This window comes from Methanoregula sp. (genome assembly GCF_052325125.1).
Lineage (GTDB): Archaea > Halobacteriota > Methanomicrobia > Methanomicrobiales > Methanospirillaceae > Methanoregula.
Map to the genome: position 1 here is coordinate 1 of NZ_JBKQWO010000035.1, position 22878 is coordinate 22878.

Sequence of the window (22878 nt, forward strand, 5' to 3'; positions counted from 1 at the left end):
AACCAGCAGGTCGCTGCGATGCTCGGATACTCCCCGGAAGAGCTCGGCCGCATGATCTTTTCCGAACTCTTCGTTTCCCGCGATATCCAGCGCCGGTTTTTTGAGCACCTGGGATCCGGGGAGGATATCAGGAATTTTGAAACCTGTTTTACCACGAAAACAGGGGAGCCCCACTGGGTCAATCTCTCATGGAGCCGGATCGATGACACTGTCGTGAGTTGTTCGGTCATCGACATCAATGCCGAGAAGATCGCCCGGGAGCTGGCGGTTGACAGCTCGACCCGGTACCGGCAGGTGACCGAAAACTCTCCTACCGGCATGGTTATCACGGAGCATACAAAAATTCTCTTTGCAAATCCAGCTTTTTCCTCTTTCTCGGGTTATGCGCCGGAAGAATGCACAGGCAGGGATATAACCGACAGCGTCTTTGAAGAGGATAGGGAGCGGTTTGCGACATTTGCCGGCCGCTGGGATGCACCCGTACCAGTCCCGGACCGGGCTGAGTTCCGGTTTGTTTCAAAGAATGGTGAGATCCGGCGTGCGGTTCTCTACTTTACCCCCATCACCCGGAACAACCGGCCGGCAGGGCTCGTCAATATTATTGACAATACCGAATGGGAGGAATACCGTGAGCGGGTGGAGCAGACCAAAGAACGGCGGCACGAAATAATGCGTGCCATCGCCCATGAGCTCAGGACGCCACTCCAGCCGATTATGGGGTACCTCAACCTGCTTCTCCAGGACCCCCGGTCGTTCGGGATGACCGATGAGGCACAGCAGATCCTTGACCGGTGTGCAAAAAGCGTGGACCGCGAACGCCAGATCATCAACCAGATGCTGGAACTCTCAGTGCTGGAAGGGGAGGAAACCGGCCTCGATTACTCGGTCTTTTCCGTCCGGGAGATGGCCGATGCCGTCATTGCGAACGGAGGGTATGCCCTCAAGGCGGAGATTGCAATAGAAATCCCTGCCGATCTCACGTTCGAGGCCGACCGCCAGAAGATCTCCTATGTCCTCGATATACTTCTTTCAAACGGGATAAGTTATTCCAAACCCCCTAAGAAGATTTGGATCACGTCATACGAGGGCTCTTTTGCCCTCCCGTTCCACCGGCTGTCGATTCGGGACAATGGTGTCGGCATCACCGAGGCCCAGCTTGACGAAATCTTCAAATCCGAAAACGACGGGGGTGCCGGTTCTCACCGGCCCAGCGCCGGAGAGACCGGGCAGTTGCTTGCGATTGCAAAAAAGTATATCCATCTGCACGGGGGGTATATCAGTGTGGACAGTATCGTAAATATCGGGAGCACGTTTACCATCCATATCCCGAAAAAACGACCCGACAAAGTTGATCGCCATGATACGTAAGATTGTTGTAGTCGAGGACGACCAGCCTATTCTCGACCTTATGGATATCCTGTTGAAAAAGCTGGGATACGAGCCGGTACTTATAGCGAACGGGCTTGACGCACTGACCTATGTACGGTCACAGCCTCCTGCCCTGATCCTGCTTGATATCATGATGTCCCCCCTGTCAGGCTGGGAATTCCTGGAACTGCTGCGGGCAAAATATAATTTAAAGGAGATCCCGGTGATCCTTTTTACAGCCTCACCCACGGTTCCCGGGAAGATGGCAGAACTCAATGATCCAAAATTGGGAATTCTCCAGAAACCGGTCACCTTTGATGAACTCAAAACCGCTCTCAGGCAATTTCTTGAATAATAGTACCAGGGATGGTAAGCGGGCAGCCTTTTTTATGACGGATTGCCCTGAATGCGTTTAATGCGCGTGTTTTTTAAAAAAAAGATATGATGCCGTACAGGCAGGGCGCGGCATACAACCTTATCTATGTTGAAAAACGATGGGAATATACGTAAGGTTTTGACCCGGCTCCGCCGGAGGCAGCCATGATCTCGGTCTTATATGTTGACGATGAATCAGCGCTCCTTGAAGTGACCAGGGTTTTTCTGGAACGGGGAGGTGAATTCAGGGTTGACACGGCCATTTCGGCACACGAAGCAATAGAAAAACTTAAAGCGGGACGCTACGATGCGCTGGTCCTGGACTACCAGATGCCTGGAATGGACGGGCTCGAGCTCTTAAAATACCTCCGCCCCCGCTGCAACGGGATGCCCGTCATCCTTTTTACCGGGAAAGGCAGGGAAGAGGTTGCAATTGAAGCGCTCAACTCCGGCGCAGATTTTTATATCCGGAAAACAGGTTCGCCCCGGACCCAGTTCGCGGAACTCGAGACAAAAATACGATCGGCCGTATCACGGCGGCAGAGCGAGCAGGCCCTCCGGCAGTCCGAACGGCATTACCGTTCGCTTGTGGAAAACCTCACGGACATTGTCTACGAAGTCAATGGAGAGGGGATAATCACCTATGTCAGCCCCGGCATCACCCGGTTCGGTTACAATCAGGAAGACCTGATCGGGAAGAATTTTGCCCTGCTGGTCTGTGCGGAGGATATTCCGTCAGTCGCCCGCCATTTCGCCAATGTTAACCGGGGTATTACCTCATCGTTCGAGTTCAGGATAACCTGTACGGGCGGGCAATCACGCTGGGTGCGTGCCTCGTGCCGCCCGCGGACGGTGCGCGGGAAGTTTACGGGGGGGCAGGGCCTGCTTGCCGAGATAACCGGATCAAAAAAAGATGATGAAACGGTGCGCAGCCGTGAGGTACTGCACCGGCTGCTGCTTGATTCCGCCACCGACGGGATGCTCATCATCGATCCCGGAACCGGTACTCCCGTTGAGTTCAACGAAGAGGCCTGCCGCCAGCTGGGCTATTCCCGGGAGGAGTTTGCCGGTCTTCGCCTGCATGACTGGGAGGTTGCGGAGGCGCCACAAAAACTCCGGGAAAGAATCCCTGACATCCTGCAGACCGGCCGGGCAACATTCGGGACACAGCACCGGACAAAAGACGGCAGGGTCCGGGAGGTGGTCGTAACTGCACGGGTTCTTGACGATGGCATGACAAAAAGGATCGGTGCAGTCTTCCACGACGCCACCGATGAGAACGAGGCGAGGCGGACCCTTGAGAACCAGGTTTGCAGATTCGGGGAGTTATTCGAGCGGGCCCCGCTGGCGCACCTCGCGCTCTCACCGGAAGGGTACGTAACGGCGGTCAACCGGGCAGGAACAGATCTTTTGGGCTGCCCCGAAAACGAGGTGATCGGAAAATCCCTTGCTGAATTCATCGCCAAAAATGAACAGTCACATTTTTTTCTTGCAATCCGTGAGCTGGGGCAATCCGGCAGCATTCACGCAGCACGGTTTTCCCTCGATCTCCACGATAACCGCAGTGTCCTGGTCTCCCTGGAGGGTACTGCTATCTGCGATAGCGAGGGAAAGGCGCAGCAGCTGGTTGTCACGCTCACCGACATCACCGTACAGGCAAAAGAGATGGCAACGGTGCAGGCTGCTGCCGCATCCGCGGAAGAGGTAATTGCCGGAGCCCGCGAGGGTATTTTCGTCTGCACCCCCGGCCAGGTCCTCACCGGGTGGAACCCTGCCATGGAGGATATTACCGGGATCGCTGCCCGCGATGCCCTGGGAAAGCAGCTTTCCGATATGCTGCCCTTCCTGGATACGACGGGGAACAACTCGCCGCCGGCACGCGCATTCGCCGGGGCGATCGTTGCAGCACCCGAAAGCAGGTACGAGTATCCCCTCACCGGTAAACGCGGCTGGGCAAGGACGGTCTTCTCGCCACTGCGGAACGCTCGCGGCGTAATTGAGGGGATGATCGGCGTTGTGCAGGAGATCACCGCCCGTACATCTGCCGTTCAGAGGATCCGGGCGGCAAACCGGCTTTACGCGATCAGTTCCCGGGTCAGCCTTGCTGCAGCAACGGTTCATGACCTGGAGACACTGCTTGCCGACACGTGCCGGATCGTTTCCGAAGAAGATGCCGGCTGTGCAGCATGGATCGGGCTTTTCGACAGGGCAGCTGGCATCCTCCGTCCGGTTGCGCACGCCGGGAATACAGGAGAGCTTCCCAGGGAGGGATACCGGATCACGGGTAGCGAACAGGAGGCCGGTCTGGCAGGTGAGGCTATCCTCTCGGGCGGATTTGTGGTCTGCAGTGATACCGGGGCAGATTCCGCTGCCCGGCCGTGGATGCAGGATGCATACCGGTACGGACGCCGGTCATGTGCTGCCATACCTTTCCGGCTCAAAGGTGAGATCGTCGGTGTCATCACCCTCAGCTCCGGTGAACAGGATACCTTTTCCGAGGCTGATGCAGAGCAGCTCGGGATCCTAAGCACTACGCTCACTTCAGCGCTCGATCTGCTGGATAAAAAAACACTCCGGCGCCGGGCCGCGAGAGGCACCCGCAGCAGCTGGGAACGCACACGGTTCCTTGCCGGCGGGATCGAGTCCGCCGCCGTCCCGTTTGCCGCGATTCTTCCTGACGGGAGCACCGGGGCGGTGAACGCGGCACTCTGCGCCATGCTGGGCTTCACCGAGGACGAGCTGCTCGCACTCCCGCTGACCAGCCTCCCTGGTACACCGGCAGATGCTGATCGGTTCCTGCAGGTTTCTGCCACAAAAAATCCCGGGCGCTGCGAAAGCACTCTCCGGAAAAAGGACGGCACCCTCGTCCCGGTCGAGCTCTTTTTCCAGACCATCCCTGATGAGACCGGCGGCCAGCCCTGTACCGGTGTTTTTATCGTCGATATTTCAGACCGCAGACAGCGGACAGAGCTGGTCGACGAAGAACGCCGCCAGTACCGGGCATTTTTTGAGACCGGCAGCGCCGCCATGCTGATCACAACGCCCGGGGGCGTGATCCTCGCCGCAAATCCGGCTGCATGCCGGTTGTTTGGCCGGACGGGAGATGAACTGCGTTCGGTTCCCGGGGAGGGTCTTGCCGGTGCCGGGGACCCGCGCTTTGTCGAACTCTCCCGGATGTGCGCGGAGGCGGGAAGCGCTGAAGGGGAACTGCGGCTCATCCGGGGGGATGACGCGCCTTTTGATGTGATGGTCGAGGCAGCCCGGTTTCTGGATCAGGACGGCAGTCCTGCCATGAATATGATCCTCAGGGATATCACCGGCCAAAAAAAGGCCGGAAGGGCACGGGCGCGGGATAAGGCGACAGCCGCGGCCATTCTCGACAGCCTGCCAAATCCCGTCCGCAGGTCCGATACCAGCGGCACATGCATCTTTTTCAACAAGGCATGGCTTGCATTTACCGGACCGGCTCCTGCCGATGAACAGGGAGACGGCTGGATGGAGGGCATCCACCCTGATGACCGCGATCATTACCGGGAAACATTCGGAAACCCCGGAGATATCCGGGGCTCATCTGAAACGGAGTACCGTCTTCGGCATCATTCCGGTGAATACCGGTGGATCCGCGAGGTCCGTATACCTGACGCCGTGCCCGATGATGAAGAAGCCGGCGTCACGTACTCCTGCTACGATATCCACACGTGCCGGCAGGCGATGGAAGCACTTAACCGGGAGAAAGCACAGTCACAGGCCGTCTTTGAGAGCACCGCAGATGCAACACTTCTCGTAAGTGACCGGATCCTCGACTGCAACGCCGCGGCGGCCCGGCTGTTTGCCTGTACCCGTGAGAATCTTATCGGACACGGCCCGCTCGATTTTTCCCCTCCCTGCCAGCCTGACGGCAGGGCATCTGCCGATATCGCAAGGGAGTACCTCGAGGCAGCCCGTGGAGGAACACCGCAGGTTTTTCCCTGGGTGAGCACGAGAAGTGATGGTTCGATCCTTGAGACTCACGTCACCCTGACCCCGCTGGACAACCACGGTGAGCGGAAGGTGCTCGCCGTCATTGCCGACGAGACGGAACAAAACCGGGCGGAGCGCGAGATCCGGAGGCTTGCCTCCTATCCGCAGATGAACCCCAATCCGATAATCGAGGTCAAGCCGGACCGGACCATAGGCTATGCCAACCCGGCAACTGCCGCAGTGCTCCAAGCACTCGGGCTTCCTGATGACGCGGCGGTGTTCCTGCCGGCAGACTTCGATGAGATCACAAGAACATTCAATCCGGCGCAGCCCGTGATGACAAAACGCGTCGTGCAGATCAAGGAGCGATGGTTCAACGAGACGATCTGCACCGCCCCGGGGTACGATCTCCTCAGGATCTATGCCTACGATATCACCGACCGGGTACAGGCGATGGCAGCGCTTGCGTATGCCAACCACAAACTGGGCATCCTCTCGAGCATCACCCGGCATGATATCAAGAACAAACTTACCGGGGTGCTCGGGTACCTCGATCTGCTCCGGGGATCCCTGAGGGATCCGCAGCTGATCGAATTCCTTGACAAAGCTGAAACCTCGGCCGATGCCATCCGGCACCACATCGATTTTACCAAGGATTATGAATCACTCGGAGGCACTGCCCCGGTCTGGCAGGAGATCGCGCCCATCCTTGCCGTGGTCAGGTCGCACTTTGATGTGGGACGGATTGCATTCGAGGAGCCGGCGCCGGGTTTTGCCGTCTTTGCCGACCCGATGTTTGCCAAAGTGCTGTACAACCTGTGCGACAACTCGCTGCGCCACGGGGTGCATGTCCGGCACATAAGGATTCAGGGCGAGCCTGATGAGAGAGGAGGGTGCACGCTCATCTATGAAGACGACGGGGTGGGCATCCCGCAGGACAAGAAGGAACTGATCTTCGAACGCGGGTTTACCACGTCGTCCGGCTCTGCAAAGTCATCCGGCCTTGGCCTGTTTCTCGTCCGTGACGTCCTTGCTATCACCGGAATTACCATAAAAGAGACCGGAGTGCCCGGGATGGGCTCGCGGTTCGAGATGGTCATACCCCCGGGAAAATGGAAGAGCGGGCCGGCAGAGTAGCTAAAGACACACATTTTGAGGAGGGGAACACCGGGCAGACACTGGTGTATCCCTGATAGGGATTCCACCATAACTTCCTATAATTTTAAAGGATGGGCAAACTCTGCATGATCTGATCCTGATCGCCTGCGGGAAAAGGGCCCGGTGGTTTTCAGGAGATTCATCCCTGGAAAAAGTGATAAAAAAGTTCAGATATACCGCGCTTTCAGGGAGAGTTTGCGCGGGGTATAGAGCGGGCGGAACGGTTTGCCCGCTATTTCTTTCTTCACCGTGGCCACAAGGGAGTCTGCGGTCACCTGTTCCTTATGGGGCTTGTTAGGCTCAGACATCCGGCGGATCGTCACGGTGAGTTTCTTACCGGCCATTTCCTCGTCACCGATAACTATCACATAGGGCACCCAGTCCATACCTGCCTCACGGACTTTTTTGCCCACGCTCTCCTCGCGGTCATCAAGATCGCACCGGATGCTCTGCGCGTTCATGGCATCGCAGACTTCCTGCGCATAGGCAGTGTGGCGCTCGGCAACCGGCACGATACGTACCTGTACCGGCGAGAGCCAGGTCGGCAGGGCCGGGACTTTCTGGGTCGAGATGTTTTCGAGGATCGCACAGATCACCCGCTCGACACTCCCGGTCGGGGAACAGTGGAGAATGGGCGGATACACCGGGGTGCCGTCGTCTTTGAAGTACCTGATGTTAAACCGGGTCGAGCTCTCGACATCGATCTGGACGGTCGGGTTCTCGATCGGGCGGTTCTGGCCGTCGATGGCTGCAAGGTCGATCTTGGCCTCCCAGTAGTGGACGCGCTCGGAAAGGATCTCGATGAGCATCGGGCAGTCTGAGTCTTTTACGATCTTTTTCACCCATGCCTCGTTCTCATCGTAGAACTTCTTCGTGCACCGGAAGGCAGCAACCAGTTTTGTCTCGAAGTCCCGGCCGGTCTGCCACCCGATGGCAAGCTGCTCCTCGAAGCACTTCATCGCCTCGGGCATATCGGTACAGAGCGAGTGCATATCGGGCATCGTAAAGGCACGCAGGCGCTTTAACCCGATCACCTCGCCTTTCTGTTCGTGCCGGAAGGAGTAGGTGGAAAGCTCGTACATCTTCAGGGGGAGTGTGTTTTTGGAGATGTGCATGTCACGCATAATGGAGAACATGCCAAAGCATGCGGCAAACCTGAGCATCATGTTCCGGTTGTTGCTCTTGAACCGGTACTGCCGCTCACCGAACTTGTCCGCATGCTCGGAGATTGCCTTGTCGCCGAGGTCGTACATGACCGGGGTCTCGACCGGGGTCGCCCCGTAGGGAAGCAGGATGGCGAGGACATAATCTGCCAGCAGGTCGCGGACAAGCTTGCCCTTGGGCATCCAGCGCAGGCACCCGACATCGCTCGCCGGTTCGTAATCGACAAGTTCCTTTGACCTCATCAGGTCGACGTGTGCCGGTTCGCCGCCGGTCGGCTCCGCGACGCCCAGCTCCTTTTTTACGAGGCAGCCAAACGGGGTGTCGTCAAGATACTGGTGGTAGTCGTGGGTCTTCCCGTCCGGGGTCAGGACAAACCAGTCGTGGGTGACCTCTTTCTTGCCCGGCTTTTTCAGGACCGATTCCCCTTCCCCGCCGCCGGGCACGATCGTCTTCGAGAGTTCGGAGAGCGGGTGGCCCTTGCAGGAGATCTTAAAGGACTTGTACCAGCCAAACGGGGCACGCTTCACGGCAAAGCCTTCCGCAGCAAGGCCGTCCTTAAGTGCTGTTAAAGCCGATACTGCCACATCCGGCCGGGCAAGGTCGCTTGAGAGGTGGGCGTACGGGTAGATGACGATCTTATCGGCATGCACCTGTGCAGCGGTCCTTTTTACCTCTTCGATGGCCTGGAGGATGACGCCCTCCATATCCTCTTCATCGACGGACTCGACCGCAGAGAAAACCGTAAGCGCGTCTTCTTCACGATCCGCGAGCACGGCCCCCTCCTCTGCCATCTTTGTCTTCTTTTTTGCTTCGTATTCGATGTAATCTGAATGTATCAGAAGAAGTCGCATTGCTTCATCTCCACTCCGGAACGATTATCCGAATAAAATGGGATCTTAAGGTATATACCCTCATTGCCCCCGGCACGCGGCCGGGACGGGGGTTTTCGGCACTCCACGCCACTCTACTTCCGGTTCTCGTGGTACCGGGAGAGGGTGGCCTGCCGCTGGTCGAGATACCTGGCATCGGCCTTTTTGTCGTACGGGTTCTCTGCCCGCTCGGTCGTGTAAAAGACCAGCTGGCCGATGGGCATACCGGCATAGACCCTGACGGGGCGTGCGTTCACGTTGGCCATCTCAAGGGTAATGGTGCCCCGGAACCCGGCATCGATCCAGCCGCCGGTCTGGTGGAGGGTGACGCCAAGCCGGGCGATGCTCGACTTGCCCTCGATGGTCGCGACGATGTTGTCCGGCAGGCCGATAATCTCGAGGGTTTCGGCGAGCACGAACTGGCCCGGCATCAGGATAAATGAGTCGGCGTGAGTCTCGCCTGTATCGGAGGTCACGGTCGCCTTGTCGAACGGGTCGATAACCTGTTCACCCGGGTTGTACCAGACAAAGTGGCTGCCGAGCCGGATGTCGACAGAATTGGGCTGTACGAGGGTGGGATCGAAAGGGTCGATTTTGATATGGCCCCGGGCGATGCGGTCCCGGAGCTGCCAGTCCACAAGAATCATTGATCTACCGGGTTGGTGTTGCTCGGTGATAATTTCTCCCGGGGCCGGGTTCCGGTTTACTGGTGTGGGGTTTTGGGAGTTTATAACTGCCGGGATTCGGCCGCACAAAAAGAGTGAGATTTCCTCCCGCATGATTCACGTGAGATCGCATGGGCATTCAGGAGTGGCCGGGATCTGCAATCCAGTCCCGGGTTGTCATCACGGTTGAGAACCGCATTGCCTGCGTCACGCAGATCGCCCGGTGCAGTTCTTCAGCCGTGACTGTCCCCGCGGTATTGGTAACAGCGAGCGTCCCGGTTGCATCGGAAATGAACCGGACACCATATCCCCGGTGGAAGGCCTGCCGCGCCGTGGTGTCGCAGCACATCTGGGTCATGTACCCGACAATGGTGACCGTGATAATCCCATGCTCCCTCAGCCATGCGTCAAGGCTGGTACCAGTGAAACTTCCCGGCAGGGTCTTTTCAATCAGGACATCGCAGGGACGGCTTTTGATCTCATCGAGCAGTTCCCACCCGTATGTCCCTTTACGGAACGTCTTTGCATCCGGCGCAGTGCCCGTATGCCTGATGACGACAACAGGGATATGATGGTCCAGCGCGGCGTCCATGATCGCAAGGATATTCTCGATGCTGCCGTGCGGGTGGGTGACCGGGAGGTCCCCCGTGAAATACTCGTTCTGGACATCGATGACGAGCACCGCTTCAGCTGTATGTTTTAATCCGGGAGTATCCTGTGCCACCGGGTCTGCCTCCATCTGTTCGAACAGATCGCGGTGGACGGTCATCTGGAAGAACTCGACGGGTTTTCCCTGGATATCTTCCGTACATTCCCCCGTGCGCTGGAACCGGAGCGATGCGTAAAGTTTCTGCGCCCGGAGATTGGTCTTGCGGACGATCAGATGGATTGAGTGAAGGGCAGGATCCAAAAACCCGTGCCGGAGCGTAAGGAGTGCGATAGTCTTACCGAGGCCATGACCGACCCGTTCCGGGTGCAATGCGATCCGGAACTCGGCACACCCGTCTCCATCGCGTGAGAGGATAGAGAAGCCGGCAATGGTGCCTGCATCCTCGGCAATGAGGATATCGGTTCCCGCTTTACCGGCGTACTCATCGAGCCAGCCGCTGTCCCTCAGGGCATAATCGAGCCCGGAAAACTCCGCGGGATACGGGGGCCACGATTTTATGGTACTGATATCCTGTTCGTTTACGGTCCGCAGGGAGATCATGCATGGTAGTGTGGGAAGGGAGGGATGAAAAAGGGGAGGGTGACAGGTGTTTTTGATATAATCCAGACGACTTGCTGGTAACCTGAAGGCCGGTTTTTCCCGGAATGTTTCAGCAGCTGGACCGGACTTTTTCCGGAAAATTGGATAACGTTGCCGGACTTTTCTTAGAAAATCCGATAGCCTCACCAGATTTTTTCCGGAAAGATCGATAACGTTGGTGAACTTTTTTTGAAAAGTCCGGTTACTTTGGTAAACTTTTTTAAAGAAAGTCTGACAACCTTCACGAATTTTTTACAAGAGTCCGGTAACCTTACCTGCTTTTTTCCGGAAAGTCCGGTAACTTCACAAAACATTTTTTGAAAAGTCCGGGCTGGTATAGGTCTTCTGTTCCGGGAAAACCCTTGTTTTTATTGCAAGTGCTCCGGGGATCCTCTTCTACCCCCTCCCGAAAAACGCCCGTAAAATCGTCCGATTATCCCCCATAAAAATTAAACCGCTAAAATGCCCCTATTTACAAAAATACGCCCAAATTGAGCCCCATATAATGCCCATTAGCAGGCAATAGCGGCCCATTAAAGGCCACTGTTTTCAGGATCAACCGAAAACCCATACGGGCATGAGATCGGGCCGTAAAACGCGTTTATGAGGACTTTTTAATTCGTCCGATTGCCAAAATAAGGCTGATTTGGGCTTATTTAGAAACGGAGCCCGATACGGGCTTCTTTTGAGATGTGAAAAGGGTAATCGGGGCTCGAATTGAGCCCGGATTGGTGTGAGTCTGTAATGAGGTTCACAGTAAAAACGACTGTATCAGGGCAGGTTTGGACGGGGTGACATGATGCTGATGGTACTCAAACGATCTTCTTCTGATGAATTTTAATTCGCATTATTGTAAAAATTTTTGATTATTCAGATACGATTACAAAACGATCCGGATAAAATTATCAAAAAGTATCATGGCACGAAGAAAAAAGTCCCGGCTCCATGAATAGTTCTCCTCTTTTTTCCTGGCACGTTCAGTTTGCTCCCTGTCCATGCCCCATCATCAACTTTGCCGACCCCGCAGACAAAACCCGGCACGACCGCATGGTTACGCTCGTCACCCGGATGCTTGACCTGAATAAAAGATTGCAGGACGCCCGCCTTGAACAGGAGAAGACGCAGTTGTCCCGGCAGATCGAGGCGACGGATGCGGCGATTGATAAATTGGTGTACGAGTTGTATGGATTGACGGAGGAGGAGATTGCGATTGTTGAAGGGGTAAATTTCAGGTCCTTTTAATAGAACCTGAACCCTTCCCTCTTGAACATCTCCAGATGCGTGATACAGGGAATCCCGAGTTTCAGACACACATCCGGGATCTTCTCGATCTCACTGTCACGCAAGCCAGGGTTTTCCACCAGTTTTCCTTTCTCCTCGGCAACGACGACAATAGTACGAGGCTCAAACCGGGCTTGCTTCCCCTGTTTTATTGCGAGACCTACAACGAAGGGGTCTGCGTGATCCGGCTTCTGGGATAATGCATGTGTGCTGTGCGCGGGAACGTATTCACAACAATACCGGTTGTCGCCCATAATTCTGCACTGATGCCTTCGAACATTTTACCGTGGTGGTTAACCCAGCCCGTCAGGTCATCATCCTGCCGGTTAATCTCAGTTCTCACGTATTCCGGGGCGACAACCCTTCCTTCCCGGATGAGCGCATCAAGATCCTTCCAGATACCCGGCAGGGTTCTCTCCGGATAGCGTTTGTGGATCTCAATAAGAAAAGACGTATCGACAACGTAAAGAAAAACAGGTTGATCGGGTTCTGACATTCAGGCGCCCATCGATTCCTGGAACTTTTCCAGATGCCGGAGTTTCACATCGAGATAATCAAGGGCTTCACTGTTACTGATATGCCCTTTTCGGATATTCTCCATGACAAGAGCGACATATCCGGTCCCTTTTTCCGCCACGCATTTTTTATCCAGATGAATCCCGAAACCGCCCTTTTCCTCTTCGCCGGGCTGCCCGATCACTTGTTTCTTTTTCGCCTCCCGTAATGTGAATTCTTCACGGATCTTATCCCGACCCTGGATGAATTGCGAGGATGTGATGTACTTCAGGGTAAGCAATCGCATCAGCCCTGCTTCATTGCTGATCAGGAATTGTTTCCTGATCGAGCCTGCGGCCCGCAGGTAATTCCCTGAGGCAAGTGCCTGCCGTATGGAGGGATTTTTTCCTATCTCTTCCTCAGGGGCAAGGAATGCGCCGGCAAAATGATTGCACCAGCGTTCGATGGGGGCATATTCCTTAAGATCATCCTCCCCCTGATTACAGATCACCGGGATATCCAGGAGGATGTGGGCGTATTCGTGAAACAGAGTGAAGAGCCGGGCCCGGTCAGCATCGGCAGAATTCACAACAATCACATACGGCTCCCCATCCGTGAGGGAAAAACCCCGGGCATCGCCCGTTGGCATCTTCGTTTTCAGGACAGAGATATTCTGGGACTCAAGCCATCCCCTCCAGATTTCAAATGCCTTTACCGGGGTCATACCGGCATTATCTCCCGGGAGATGGATCCCGGAACGCACGCGCTCTTCCAGTGCTACTTTTTCGGGATCGTCTTTAAGAGTCCGTATTTTCAAGGGAACCTTCGAAGAAATATGCAGGTTATCTGTCAGCTCATGATGAATTTCCTGAATTCTCCGTGCTTTACGGATAACAAGGAGCAGTTCCTTTGAATAACCCGGTCCTGCATTCTGATGTCGCCGGAAATCTTTAGGAAGCCGGGGTTCATCCGGAGGATGTGACAGGAGAAATGTTGCGAGAGGTCGTTTAAACAATTCGGCAAGATGTTCAACTTTCGTAAGCGGGACAACAGGCTTCTGAGTACCTTCACACCATGATCTGACGATCCGTTCGGATACGCTTATTTTTTTTGATATGTCGGCCGCTGTAAATCCCGAGCTACCACACAACCACCGGAAGACGTCCGGTGCGATGACAACCTCGGGAGATGAATGGGCCATAATCCTCTACTAGAGATTTTTTTATAATCTATTAAAAGATACCCAGAGTTGACAGGGTGAAAGTGATCGCATGGTCACGCTCGTCACCCGAATGCCTGGCCTGAACAAAAAGGTGCAGGACGCCCGCCCCGGACAGGAGAAGACGCAGTTGTCCCGGCAGATCGAGGCGACGGATGCGGCGATTGATAGTCTGGTGTACGAGTAGTACGGGCTGACGGTGGAGGAGATTGCGATTATAGAATGGAGCGGGGAAATGAAACAATATATTCATCTGATAACATACGCAAGATAGACAATACTCAAACGGAGATATTCTTAAATGACAACTGATTCCGGCGAATGGTTCCGGCAGGCGCAGTATGATCTCGGAACTGCCGAATCTCTTGCCTCGGCAGGACGATATCCACCGGCAATATTTTTTACCCATCTCGCATTGGAAAAAGCCTTAAAAGCGTTATACATAGAAAAATTCAATGACAATCCGGAAAAGACCCACAGCCTTATTTATCTGGTTGAACTTCTTGAACTGGAACTACCGCAACACTATCTTGACTCGCTGTTTGTCATCAACCGTATCGGGGTGACCGGACGATACCCCCATAACCTTGAAGAAGTCCTTGAACAATATACCAAAGCAAAGACACAAAAGATCATATCCGAAACAAAGGAGATCCTGACATGGTTGATGCAAAAGTCCTCGAAACGGTAACTTTTTTTGGCGCACAACTCCGGACTAACGGAGTCCGCATCAACAACCTTATCCTGTTCGGTTCATCGAGCACGGGCACCGCGACACCGGGAAGTGATATCGATATCGCAATAATCTCTGAGGATTTTACAAACCGGGATATTTTTGATCGGGCACTCCTCACAAAAGATGCAGAGATGCATACCGTAAAAAAATTCAAAGTGCCTCTTGACGTCATCACGCTAACCCCGCAGGAATACCGGGATCAAAAATCCCTGATTGCAGGAACGATCAGGAAGGGAATTATACTCCCAACGGTATCCACGGCATAAAAATGAAAACACTCCACGACATTCATACAGAATGTATGGCTGCGCTCTTAAAAGCCCTCGGCCCGGACGATGCAATCCGGTTCCTCCAGATCTATGAAACGGGCAGCGGTGACTGGACAAAAGAGCGGAAAACACTCCTTGAAGACGATCCGGATAAAATTATCAAAAGCATCATGGCCCGAAGAAAAAAAGTCCCAACTCCATGAACAGAGACTCCATTTTTCTTACGGCACTTACATCCCGATCTGTACCCATTCTCTGGTGAACCCCGGTAGAAAACACTCGCTATCTATCCCTCACCCGGATCCTGATCCGTAGATGGTTCCCCCTCGTCATACTTGTTCTTGTGCCGCCGCTGTGCCTCTTTCTCCCGGTCGAGCGCATCGGGATCGACATGCCACTCGGTCCGGCGCAGGAGGCCGTGCAGGGTGCTTGCCTCACGGGTCGTAAGGCCTGCCCGTCCCAGAATGCGGCGGATCATGATCATCGTGTTCTCGCGCTTGAACGCCGGGTGGTGTACTGAGTCCAGGAACCGGTCGATGTGCCGGTACAGGTGTCCCATCTCGTAGGGAGAGGCGAGCCGGTACTGCGGCGGAGGGAGATGGGCGAACTCGTAACAGACGACGCCGACAGCGTGGGAGAGGTTCATGATCGGGTACTCGTCCGCAGTGGGGATCGTGCAGATCATATCGCTGCGTTTCACTTCATCGTTGTTGAGCCCCCAGTTCTCGCGGCCAAAGAGGATGGACACCCTCCCTTCAGCGGTACCGATGCGTTCGCGCAGCTCGCGGGGCGAATAAAACGGCATCCTCATCGGCGTGCAGACCGACTTGCTCACCTGCCCGGTCGTGGCGACCACGATACTGCTCCGGGCGAACACGTCCTCGATAGTGCAGACCTCCGCGTTACCCAGCACATCCTGTGCATGGGAGGCGCGGGCTTTCGCCTCGTCGCCGAGTTTGCAGGGATCGACAAGCACCAGCCGGGTAAACCCGAAATTTTTCATCACTCGTGCGGCAAACCCCACATTTCCCTCGTAAAGGGGGGCCACGAGGACGATGTCGATCTCGGGCATAAAAAGAATTACTGGACCGCGTCCACGGTTGCCTTGAGGACGGCGGAGCCCTTGTCGTAGACCGCGTTTCCGATCACGATCGTATCAGCATATTTTCCCATCTCCGCGGCTTTTTCCGCCGAATTGATCCCGCCGCCATAGTACAGGATCGACCGGTCGATCACTTCCGAGGCTGCTTTCACGACGGCAGGATCGCCGTATACGCCGGAATATTCGATATAAACGACCGGGAAATGGAAGTAGTGGTCGGCGACCGAGGTATACGCCGCAACATCGGAGGGCCTGAGATCGCAGATTGCTTTTGTAACTTTGCCCACCGAAGAGTTGGGATTGAGGACGATATAGGCCTCGGGAACGACCGCATCCCACGGGATATTGCCATCCTGCTGCTGCACCCAGAAACGGTGTTTGCCGACGATCCACTGCACATCGGTCGTGTTCATCACGCTTGGCACAAAGACATATTCGATCCCCTCGAGGAGGACTGCCTCGGGCCCGGCAGGCTCCATTACGAGCGGCAGGTCGTACCTGGCGATCTGCTTCTGGAGGGCGAGAAGGTTCTCTTTTGTCACGTTCAGGGTGCCCGAGAGCATCAGTGCGTCGGTCCCGCTCGTGGCGATCGCATCGATGTCACCGGGCCTGAGCTGCTTGTCAGGGTCGAGTTTTGTCACATGCACCCAGTCTTTCCACTTCATGTCAGTATCAGCAGTACCTATGTTGTTTATCCCAATAAACCGGTGCTCCGGGAGGTTGGTCAGGTTAACGAATTTTACCGGAGTCCAATGATTCAATCGAGCAGTAAAAACGCCGGCGATAAGAAATCAGGTAACTATAACAGGATTTATATCACGGAAATCACCATGGAAATGTACACTGGTTTTCATGAATCTTCAGGAAAAAACTCTTTTTGTTCTTGTTGTTTCGTTTGTGGCCGTGATGATTTTCATTACGATTTTTGTATCTGGAACTCTTATTGCAAGTTATTCTAATCTTGAAAAGAGTTATGTTGAAAAAGATCTCCAGCAGGTGCTCAACAAGGTACAGGACGATAGTGACTCTCTTTCATCGGTTGCCAGTGACTGGGGGCCGCGGGACGACACCTACAATTTTGTCATTGGCAACCAGCCGGATTATATCTCTTCAAATCTCATCCCTGAAACATATGAAAACATCAGGGTAAACTTCATCATCATCACCAACCGCAACGGGGATATTGCCTATGCAGGGGCGTATGATACCCGGACACATACGATGGTTCCGGTCCCTGGTGCACTGCTCGGGCAGCTTGACAGGGAAAACCCGCTTATGAACATGTCCAATCCCCGGGGGGAATCCGAGGGTATCCTGATGCTGTCCGGTACACCCGTGCTTGTTGCCTCACGCCCTGTTGTCCACGCTGATTTTTCCGGCAACCCTCAGGGCGTCGTTATTATGGGCAGGTATCTCGATCAGAATGAAATGAACCGGCTTTCCCCGGGCGACCATGTTTCGTTAAAGATTATCCCGGCGACCGATGCATCCCTGCCAGCTGAAGTCACAAAAAATCTGCAGGAAGAACCCGGCAGCGAACCGGAATTTATCACACCGATCAACTCCAGTTATATAGCAGGGTTTGCCCTCATCCGTGATATCTACGGCTCTGACGCAGCGGTCGTTGAAACCGTCCAGCCACGCGATATCCTCGTACAGGGGCTGACAACGACGATGCAGTTTATCCTCATCATACTTGGCGCGTTTGCGCTGCTTGGCGTAATCGTTATTGTCATGATCGACCGGTTTGTCCTTTCGAGACTGGGATTCCTTTCCCAACAGGTGCGTGATCTCGGAACTGCACATGAACCTGATCAGAGACTCAGGCTTACCGGGGATGACGAGCTGTCCGGACTTGCAACGGATATTAACCTGATGCTTGAAAAAATCAATGAGACGCGGAGGGATCTTCAGCACAGCGAGGTGAGGTTCAGGGAGCTTGCCGAACACCTTCCCCTGATCTTCTTTGAGATGGATACCGTCGGCCATCTCCGGTATATCAATAAAACCGGTGCAGATTTGTTCCAGATCAGCGATGATGATATCACGAAAGGAGTGAACATCCGCCATTATTTATCTCCTGAAAATATTGACCGTATGGAGCGGGGGCTTGCGGCTGTACTATCGGGGGCCCCGTCTCCGGGAGAGATCTATACGTTAAAACAGCCCGATGGAAGAGTGATGAAAGCCATGGTCCACACCTCACTCATTCGCCGTGAGGGGAGAGTCATCGGCTTCAGGGGCGTTGTAGTCGATCTCACCGAACGTATCCGGCTCAAGGAGCAGCTTGAAGAAAATACAAAATTACTCGGCGGCATTCTTCAGGCGTCACCGGTGGGCGTGTTCAGGATGAACCCTACAGGAAATATCCTCTTCATCAACGATATGTTCACTAAAATCACCGGCATTCCGTTTGAAGACATCCGGGGAAAATACTGGGCTGACATCCTCCCGCTGGAAGATAAGGAAACCCTCCTCAGAACTCTTAGCGAAGAAATTCGCCAGAAAAAAATGATTGGGGCTGAATCACGATTTGTCCACCCGAATGGATCCGTGTACTGGTTATACGGCCAGGTCGTTCCGATTGTCACCTCCTCAAATGTGCTGGAAGGCTGGGTTGGCACGATCACCGACATTACAGAACGAAAAAACATTGAACTCGCCCTCGCAGAAAGCGAAAACAAGTACCGTACGCTTGCCGAGAACAGTTCCGACATCCTCTTTTCCACGGACATTAAGGGGGTGATCACCTACATCTCGCCGATGGTCAACCGTTACGGGTACCTTGCTGAAGAGGTCGTATCCCGGCCGATAGAACGGTTCATTTACCCGGCGGATCGCGAAGAATTCCTGAAGGGTCTTCTTAGGGAATTATCCGGGGGCGAACCCATTGACTCCAGTTTCCGGATGCTGGATAAATGGGGGTATATCCACTGGATAGAGGAAAAAAGCACGATTATTGTCGACCAGAATGGACAGGTGATCGGCGTAAATGGAGTGCTCCGGGATTTTACCGATCGCAGGAGAGCAGAGGATGCGGTCATGCTCGCGAACAAAAAACTCAACCTCCTGAACAATATCACCCGTCACGATATCCTTAACACGATTACCGCGCTTTTGGGCTGCGTTGACATGGCAAACGCCACGAAAGTGCCAGCCGAACGCGAAGAGCTCCTCGGCCAGATCAAGGAACTTATCCGTGTCGTCCAGCGGCAGATCGAATTTACCCGCGAGTACCAGTCTGTAGGAGTAACCGCCCCAAGATGGCAGAATATCAGGGAAATCGTAAAACTGGTGATTGTTAATTTCTCCGGATCCGGGATCGCATTTGCCGATGAGATCGAGGATATAGAAGTCTATGCAGATCCCCTGCTCGAAAAGGTCTTTTACAATCTCATCGACAACGCGATCCGGTACGGGGAGAACATCGGGATCATCCGGTTCTATTACCAGATCTCTGACGAAGGACTTGCCCTGATCTGCGAGGATGACGGGATTGGTATTCCTGATAATGAGAAGGAGCGGATCTTCGAGCGGGGGATCGGCAGGAATACCGGCATGGGCCTTTTCCTGACCCGGGAGATCCTGCTCATTACCGGTATTACGATCAGGGAAACCGGCAGACCCGGCTGCGGGGCGCGGTTCGAAATGCTGATCCCCAACGGTGCATTCCGGTTTGTCAGGGAAAATACAGATAAAAAACGGGAGGGATAACCATATGTTATTACCCGGGCATATATTGACAACGAGGCGGGAAAGGTCATGTCTGATTATACAATTCTTCTGGTAGAAGATGACGATATCATAGCCAAAATCGCCGAGTGGCGCCTAAAAAACCTGGGATACCGGGTCTGCGGGCGGGCGGTAACCGGTGCCGAGGCGATGGAGATGGTGGTAAACTGCAAGCCGGACCTTGTGCTGATGGATATCAACCTTAAAGGGGAAATCGATGGCATCGAGACCGCAAAGATGATCAAAAAGGGGTTCAGCATCCCGGTGATCTATGTCACGTCCCATTCCGACGGCCCCACCCTGGAACGGGCGCGTGAGACCAAGCCTGACGGGTTCATTGTCAAACCGTTCGATGACAACGATCTGCGGGTGGCAATCGGGCTTATCCTGAAATGAGAGGGGGGCAGTCAGATCCGGATGACCGCGTTCTCGCGTTTCCTTTGTAAGAGAGCCTGGTAGTTCCGGATCTTCTCTGCATCGATACCTGTGGTGGTGGAGAGCTGCTGTGCCTCCGCTGCGAGCAGGCTGTCCCCGTCGATGATCCCGGCGCCGGCAAATTTCTCTGCCATCGCGCCGGTCAGGCCTTTGATCGAAAGCAGCTCTTTTCGCCCTTTTGCGATCCGGGCACGGGGGATTTTTACCGGAACGGGCCGGTGAAGGTGCGCGCTGACAAGCGCCACATGCCGGTTGATGGTACCGGTACTCATGCCCGTCATCTTACTGAGGTTTTCAGGAGTCGTCGAAACAAACTCATCCGGACTGGTGATCCCTGCGGCGAAATATTTTTTGAGGCTTACCGCGGGAATGCCGATCTCCTTTAAGACCTGCCCGTTATGAGTGACCCGGGCTTGTGCCAGGAGGTCATGCGCCTCATTTTCACTGACACCGGCTTTCTGGAGGGTAGTCGGCTCTGCCCGTGCAAGGCTTGCAAGATCGGTCACACCGGACTCTTTTAAGGCTGCCATGATTTTCGAATAACTGCGCCCTTTTCTTGGGATCAGGTGGTTCCTCATGAACTTGCGGCATTCAGAGCGCCGGCGCAGTTTTTCGAGCACACCTTCCGCCTCATATTTAAGAATCTGTGCCGCATCCGGTGCCAGACCAAGGACCTGAGCAAGGTTTTCTGGATTCCTGCGGGAGATCTCGGCAACCGTGTAGATATGCCGGGACCGGGCTTTTTCCAGAAGAGTCTCATTCATGGAGGGAATCTCGGTAAGCGATTCTGCATTGGAGCTGATATGGTGGCAGAGCGGGCACCCGATATCCCAGGGGCGGGCGCCTTTCCTTACGAGGCGCACGAAATGGAGATGGTGTTTTTCGCAGATGTCATCGGTACGGACTGCCCAGCCCCACTGGGTAACGGGCAGGCCGATATTGAACGTGCACTCCGGATACCGGGAACAGCCGATAAACTGGGTGGAGCCCCGCATATGCTTTATTGCAAGCGTCCCCCCGCAGGCCGGGCAGCGGCCCAGGTTGAGTTCCTCTGCGGTGCGATCCCGGATGTCATCTCCTATCACCTGCTCGTTTGCCTCGAGCTGGTCGAATGCTGCGTGCAGCATGCTGCGCGATTCTTTTATGACATCATCGCGGGTACGTTTGCCTTCCTTTATCTGCTGCATATGCGATTCGATCGTCTGGGTCATGTCGGGCTTTGTGATCGCATCGGCGTTGTGCTCGAGCGCCTCGGTCACGACCCGGCCTACGAGGGTCGGGCGCAGCGGGTTACCTTCCACGTACTTACGGGAAACCAGTTTTGCAATCACTTCGTGCCGTGTACTCTTTGTCCCCAGTCCCAGTTCCTCCATTCTCTGGATAAGCTTGCTCTGCGTGTACCGGGCCGGGGGCATCGTCTCCTTTTCATCGAGGTTGACCTTGCGGATCGGCAGTTTCTCACCGGCGACAAACACCGGGAGGATCGTCTCCTTTGCCTCGGAGAACGGGTAGACTGCGTGCCAGCCCGGTTCGATCAGGTGCCCGCCGGTCGTAGTATACACTTCGCCGCCGGCATCGAAATTGACTTTCAGGGTCTGCCAGAGCGCGTCCGGGGCAAGGGTCGCGAGAAACCGGCGGAGCACGAGCTCGTAGACCCGGAACGCATCGTCCCCGATCCCTTCTTTCGTGGCAACCCCGGTCGGGTGTATTGGCGGGTGGTCTGTAGAGGACTTCTTGCCCCGTGTCGGCTCCGGGCGCCGGTGGGCGATTGTCCACTCCACGTCTTTTTTAAAGGGTGAATTTTTGAGCGTCGCAAGCAGGCCGTTCAAATCCAGCGATGCAGGATAGACCGTGTTATCGGTTCTCGGGTAGGAGATATACCCGTTCATGTACAGGTCTTCTGCGATCCGCATCGCGTTTGCCGCAGAGAACCCGAGCCGCGCGGCGGCGACGATATAGGTTGTCGTGTCGAAAGGCGAGGGGGACCGGTCCTGCTTGGTACCTTCCCTGACCTCGATCACGACCAACGGCTCTTTTGTCCGGTCGCGGGCAAGTCCGGCAGAGGCCTGGTCTTTAAACCTGCCATTCGTGTGCCTGGCCTCGATCTGCTCGCCAGCCTTCTCGGTTACAAGGCCGAGCTGCCAGTATTTTTCCGGGACAAACTTTTCGATCTCCTTTTCCCGGTCGACAATCATGGAGAGCGTGGGGCTCTGCACCCGGCCGACCGAGAGAATATTGTTCCCGCCACGGCGTGCGGCAAGAGAGATAAACCGGGTCAGCGACGCGCCCCACATCAGGTCGATGGACTGCCGGGCCTCCCCTGCAGAGGCAAGCGCGAAATCAAGGTCTGTGGTGTTCGCAAACGCGGTCTTTATTTCCTGCGGGGTGATCGCGGAGAACCGGGCCCGGTCGATTTTCACGTTCCGGTTGACGGCCCGGACCAGTTCGAACGCTTCTTTTCCGATCAGTTCCCCTTCGGTATCAAAATCTGTTGCAATGGTGACCCGGTCAGCGTGCCGTGCCAGTTTCTGGAGGAGTGCAACGATCCGTTTCTCGGTCGGCACCTTGATAGTCCTTGCATCGATCAGGCTGCGGGGAGTGGAGGTCTCGCTGCGCCAGTTCTCGTAGCCGGGCTCGAAGTCAACCTCGACCACGTGGCCGCGCAAGCCCACTGTCGTCGTGTCACCGAAACTGTAGGTCGACACCCCGGCATCTTTTTTCTCGACGACTTTTTCTCCCCCGGCAAGAAGCTGGGCGATCCTGCGGGCCGAGATGTTCTTTTCTGCAACGATCAGGTGCAC

16 protein-coding genes and 1 pseudogene are annotated in these 22878 nt (G+C 55.0%); 9 read left to right on the forward strand and 8 right to left on the reverse strand.

Translation table 11 applies throughout. The annotated features are described in order from the left end of the window. From ACLQMU_RS08600 to ACLQMU_RS08610, 3 genes are all read left to right on the forward strand, one after another. Nucleotides 1–1368 (forward strand): PAS domain-containing sensor histidine kinase (locus tag ACLQMU_RS08600; RefSeq protein WP_443673657.1); only part of this gene is annotated, 1368 nt, incomplete at its 5' end. Next, entirely contained in the window at nucleotides 1358–1723 is a 366-nt protein-coding gene (locus tag ACLQMU_RS08605) for a response regulator (RefSeq protein ID WP_422150539.1), read from the forward strand. The genes ACLQMU_RS08600 and ACLQMU_RS08605, both read left to right, overlap by 11 nt. 185 nt (nucleotides 1724–1908) lie before the next feature. Beyond that, complete coding sequence (locus tag ACLQMU_RS08610) at nucleotides 1909–6840, forward strand: PAS domain S-box protein (RefSeq protein WP_424040112.1); 4932 nt, start codon at nucleotides 1909–1911, stop codon at nucleotides 6838–6840. Nucleotides 6841–7028: 188 nt separating this feature from the next. On the opposite strand, the gene ACLQMU_RS08615 is transcribed toward ACLQMU_RS08610, so the two are convergent. The 3 genes from ACLQMU_RS08615 to ACLQMU_RS08625 all read right to left on the reverse strand — a co-directional run bounded on the left by ACLQMU_RS08615 (nucleotide 7029) and on the right by ACLQMU_RS08625 (nucleotide 10769). Then, a complete protein-coding gene (locus ACLQMU_RS08615; RefSeq protein WP_422150541.1) occupies nucleotides 7029–8876 on the reverse strand; it encodes a threonine--tRNA ligase in 1848 nt (615 codons plus the stop codon). 113 nt (nucleotides 8877–8989) lie between these two features. Further along, nucleotides 8990–9541: a dCTP deaminase gene (dcd, locus tag ACLQMU_RS08620; protein WP_424040111.1), complete on the reverse strand. Its 552-nt coding sequence runs from the start codon at nucleotides 9539–9541 to the stop codon at nucleotides 8990–8992. Between the two features lie 157 nt (nucleotides 9542–9698). Beyond that, complete coding sequence (locus tag ACLQMU_RS08625) at nucleotides 9699–10769, reverse strand: isochorismatase family protein (RefSeq protein WP_424040110.1); 1071 nt, start codon at nucleotides 10767–10769, stop codon at nucleotides 9699–9701. 984 nt (nucleotides 10770–11753) lie between these two features. Here ACLQMU_RS08625 and ACLQMU_RS08630 point away from each other — a divergent pair. After that, entirely contained in the window at nucleotides 11754–12050 is a 297-nt protein-coding gene (locus tag ACLQMU_RS08630) for a hypothetical protein (protein ID WP_422148275.1), read from the forward strand. On the opposite strand, the pseudogene ACLQMU_RS08635 reads toward ACLQMU_RS08630, so the two are convergent. Continuing rightward, nucleotides 12047–12585 (reverse strand): annotated as a pseudogene (locus ACLQMU_RS08635) (DUF4411 family protein). The gene ACLQMU_RS08630 and the pseudogene ACLQMU_RS08635 sit on opposite strands and share 4 nt — an antisense overlap. Continuing rightward, complete coding sequence (locus ACLQMU_RS08640; protein WP_422148274.1) at nucleotides 12586–13401, reverse strand: ImmA/IrrE family metallo-endopeptidase; 816 nt, start codon at nucleotides 13399–13401, stop codon at nucleotides 12586–12588. It lies immediately after the preceding pseudogene. Nucleotides 13402–14104: 703 nt separating this feature from the next. Here ACLQMU_RS08640 and ACLQMU_RS08645 point away from each other — a divergent pair. From ACLQMU_RS08645 to ACLQMU_RS08655, 3 genes are read left to right on the forward strand one after another with little or no spacing between them, the layout of a single operon-like run. Beyond that, a complete protein-coding gene (locus tag ACLQMU_RS08645; protein ID WP_422148272.1) occupies nucleotides 14105–14494 on the forward strand; it encodes a HEPN domain-containing protein in 390 nt (129 codons plus the stop codon). Continuing rightward, the gene (locus ACLQMU_RS08650; protein WP_424040890.1) at nucleotides 14464–14805 is read left to right on the forward strand and encodes a nucleotidyltransferase domain-containing protein; all 342 of its coding nucleotides are present in this window, start codon (nucleotides 14464–14466) and stop codon (nucleotides 14803–14805) included. Before ACLQMU_RS08645 ends, ACLQMU_RS08650 begins: the two co-directional genes overlap by 31 nt. A 2-nt stretch (nucleotides 14806–14807) precedes the next feature. After that, entirely contained in the window at nucleotides 14808–15011 is a 204-nt protein-coding gene (locus ACLQMU_RS08655; protein ID WP_424040889.1) for a hypothetical protein, read from the forward strand. Between the two features lie 83 nt (nucleotides 15012–15094). On the opposite strand, the gene ACLQMU_RS08660 is transcribed toward ACLQMU_RS08655, so the two are convergent. Both ACLQMU_RS08660 and ACLQMU_RS08665 read right to left on the reverse strand, forming a co-directional pair. Then, complete coding sequence (locus ACLQMU_RS08660; protein ID WP_422148269.1) at nucleotides 15095–15880, reverse strand: RNA methyltransferase; 786 nt, start codon at nucleotides 15878–15880, stop codon at nucleotides 15095–15097. 8 nt (nucleotides 15881–15888) lie between these two features. Continuing rightward, entirely contained in the window at nucleotides 15889–16575 is a 687-nt protein-coding gene (locus ACLQMU_RS08665) for a phosphoglycerol geranylgeranyltransferase (protein WP_422148268.1), read from the reverse strand. Between the two features lie 187 nt (nucleotides 16576–16762). On the opposite strand from ACLQMU_RS08665, the gene ACLQMU_RS08670 reads away from it, so the two are divergent. Further along, entirely contained in the window at nucleotides 16763–19624 is a 2862-nt protein-coding gene (locus tag ACLQMU_RS08670) for a PAS domain S-box protein (RefSeq protein ID WP_443673658.1), read from the forward strand. Nucleotides 19625–19672: 48 nt separating this feature from the next. Beyond that, nucleotides 19673–20038, forward strand: a complete 366-nt coding sequence (locus ACLQMU_RS08675; RefSeq protein WP_422148266.1) for a response regulator — start codon at nucleotides 19673–19675, stop codon at nucleotides 20036–20038. A gap of 11 nt (nucleotides 20039–20049) precedes the next feature. On the opposite strand, the gene ACLQMU_RS08680 is transcribed toward ACLQMU_RS08675, so the two are convergent. Further along, entirely contained in the window at nucleotides 20050–22878 is a 2829-nt protein-coding gene (locus tag ACLQMU_RS08680; RefSeq protein ID WP_422148265.1) for a DNA topoisomerase I, read from the reverse strand.

Coding starts and splice junctions, on each gene's coding strand:
- ACLQMU_RS08630 (WP_422148275.1), top strand. CDS start 11,754: ATGAATAGTTCTCCTCTTTTTTCCTGGCACGTTCAGTTTGCTCCCTGT.
- ACLQMU_RS08670 (WP_443673658.1), top strand. CDS start 16,763: ATGAATCTTCAGGAAAAAACTCTTTTTGTTCTTGTTGTTTCGTTTGTG.
- dcd (WP_424040111.1), bottom strand. CDS start 9,541: ATGATTCTTGTGGACTGGCAGCTCCGGGACCGCATCGCCCGGGGCCAT.
- ACLQMU_RS08655 (WP_424040889.1), top strand. CDS start 14,808: ATGAAAACACTCCACGACATTCATACAGAATGTATGGCTGCGCTCTTA.
- ACLQMU_RS08650 (WP_424040890.1), top strand. CDS start 14,464: ATGGTTGATGCAAAAGTCCTCGAAACGGTAACTTTTTTTGGCGCACAA.
- ACLQMU_RS08625 (WP_424040110.1), bottom strand. CDS start 10,769: ATGATCTCCCTGCGGACCGTAAACGAACAGGATATCAGTACCATAAAA.
- ACLQMU_RS08675 (WP_422148266.1), top strand. CDS start 19,673: ATGTCTGATTATACAATTCTTCTGGTAGAAGATGACGATATCATAGCC.
- ACLQMU_RS08645 (WP_422148272.1), top strand. CDS start 14,105: ATGACAACTGATTCCGGCGAATGGTTCCGGCAGGCGCAGTATGATCTC.
- ACLQMU_RS08615 (WP_422150541.1), bottom strand. CDS start 8,876: ATGCGACTTCTTCTGATACATTCAGATTACATCGAATACGAAGCAAAA.
- ACLQMU_RS08665 (WP_422148268.1), bottom strand. CDS start 16,575: ATGAAGTGGAAAGACTGGGTGCATGTGACAAAACTCGACCCTGACAAG.
- ACLQMU_RS08610 (WP_424040112.1), top strand. CDS start 1,909: ATGATCTCGGTCTTATATGTTGACGATGAATCAGCGCTCCTTGAAGTG.
- ACLQMU_RS08660 (WP_422148269.1), bottom strand. CDS start 15,880: ATGCCCGAGATCGACATCGTCCTCGTGGCCCCCCTTTACGAGGGAAAT.
- ACLQMU_RS08605 (WP_422150539.1), top strand. CDS start 1,358: ATGATACGTAAGATTGTTGTAGTCGAGGACGACCAGCCTATTCTCGAC.